The organism is Flavobacterium sasangense DSM 21067, from assembly GCF_000686885.1.
In the GTDB taxonomy this organism is placed as follows: domain Bacteria; phylum Bacteroidota; class Bacteroidia; order Flavobacteriales; family Flavobacteriaceae; genus Flavobacterium; species Flavobacterium sasangense.
Map to the genome: position 1 here is coordinate 1 of NZ_JMLU01000062.1, position 1,683 is coordinate 1,683.

Sequence of the window (1,683 nt, forward strand, 5' to 3'; positions counted from 1 at the left end):
AATCCGTTCATTTAAGGTTAATCGCCTGCGTAATTTTTCCATAATTCAACAAAGATAAAATTTATCATTTGTTGCATTAAGTTATTGAATTCTCCGGATTTAAAGTAAAAATTACAATTCCGAAATAAGTATGTTTACTAAAGTATTAATAGCAGAAGATTTTGACAGCATCAACATCGCGTTAATTCAAACCCTTGAAAGTATGGGCGTGAAAGAAATTGAACACGCTAAATATTGTGATGATGCGCTTTTAAAAGCCAAAAAAGCAATACAAGATAAAACTCCCTTTGATTTATTAATCAGTGATTTATCTTTTGAAACCGACTACCGAACAGTGACTTTGAAAAGTGGAGAAGAATTAATCGCAGCCATAAGACAAATTCAACCCACCATACCTGTTTTAGTTTACACAGTGGAAGACAAATCTTTTGTCATTAAATCATTAGTCGAAGATTTAAAAGTAAATGCTTTTGTTCACAAAGGGCGAAATAGTATTAGCCAATTAAAAACAGCCATGGAAACCATATTATTTGGTGGCACTTTTGTATCTCAAAATTTGGCACATGCCTTAAAAGAAAATTCCTTTAATGAAATTGAAGAATACGATATACAGGTTTTAACGCATTTATCAAATGGTGTCACCATTGAGGAAATGGAACAATTATTCAAAAATAAAGACATCAAACCCAACAGTAAAAGTTACATTGAAAAACGCATCAGTAAACTAAAAGACATTTTTAAAGCTAAAACAACCATTCATTTAGTTTCACTTTCAAAAGACCTAGGCATCATATGAAAATCTCATTTTACGGATTTCCGTACGGATTACTTTTTTATTGTGAGTAGCTTTGTATAAAATCATCTTATTTTATGCCAAACTACTACTTGCATACCGAACCCGACGCAAACAACAATTTCCGACTACATTTGGAACAATGTCCTCATATCCAAAATACAAAATCCATTTCTTACTTAGGAGAATTTGAGGACTTAAGCACGGTACTTTCTGAATGTCAATCCTCTGATTATGCGGTTTCGTTATGTACCGATTGTATAGATATCAATTTCGCAAAACCAATATCAGAACGAAAACAAGTAATCGTATCTCTATTGAACTGGTTCCGATATAAAAAATAAATTACAAAAACTTCGCAATCTCATCCGCTTGAATACTATGATGCGAAACTCGATACACCACTTCCCCATCTTTCAACACAATAATCTGTGGCGATTGGTGAATCACATTCAATTCATCCGCAATGAAGTTAGAAACACTTCGATACGAAAGTAAATCCAAATAATTAAAATCGGCTTTAGCAATTAGTAAATCATTTCCGTTAACCAAGCGTTCTTTTGCATAAGCGCTAATACCACAAGTCACACTATCTTTAAAGATGATTTGAGGTTTATCATTTGATTTTGCAACAATTTCTCTTACTTGTTCTTCAGTAGTTATGGGATTCCAGTTTTTCATATTTTTTTTGTTTCAGGTTTCAGGTTTCAAGTTCTTGGAACACAGATTATAAAAATTAGAGTAATCTTTAAAATCTATTATGAACTTTCTTAAACGTTCCGTTTGACTTAGTTTAACTTATATGACTCCTATGTTTGCAAAGTTAATTTATAAGTTGTTATGATTTTTAAATTTGCATTAATAAAGTGAAAAGAGATGAGAGTAAGTTA

3 protein-coding genes are annotated in these 1,683 nt (G+C 31.6%); 2 read left to right on the top strand and 1 reads right to left on the bottom strand.

Translation table 11 applies throughout. The annotated features are described in order from the left end of the window. Positions 1–130 precede the first annotated feature (130 nt). Positions 131–796 carry a response regulator gene (locus BP92_RS0113690; protein WP_026726543.1) on the top strand — a complete coding sequence of 222 codons (666 nt, stop codon included), beginning with the start codon at positions 131–133 and terminating at the stop codon, positions 794–796. A 74-nt stretch (positions 797–870) separates the two neighbouring features. Then, entirely contained in the window at positions 871–1,137 is a 267-nt protein-coding gene (locus BP92_RS17065; RefSeq protein WP_150111946.1) for a hypothetical protein, read from the top strand. Position 1,138: 1 nt separating this feature from the next. On the opposite strand, the gene ytxJ is transcribed toward BP92_RS17065, so the two are convergent. After that, the gene (gene ytxJ / locus BP92_RS0113695) at positions 1,139–1,474 is read right to left on the bottom strand and encodes a bacillithiol system redox-active protein YtxJ (RefSeq protein ID WP_026726544.1); all 336 of its coding nucleotides are present in this window, start codon (positions 1,472–1,474) and stop codon (positions 1,139–1,141) included. Positions 1,475–1,683: the final 209 nt, after the last annotated feature.

Excerpts from the sequence above, each read along its gene's own strand:
- BP92_RS0113690 (WP_026726543.1), top strand. The coding sequence starts at position 131 with ATGTTTACTAAAGTATTAATAGCAGAAGATTTTGACAGCATCAACATC.
- BP92_RS17065 (WP_150111946.1), top strand. The coding sequence starts at position 871 with ATGCCAAACTACTACTTGCATACCGAACCCGACGCAAACAACAATTTC.
- ytxJ (WP_026726544.1), bottom strand. The coding sequence starts at position 1,474 with ATGAAAAACTGGAATCCCATAACTACTGAAGAACAAGTAAGAGAAATT.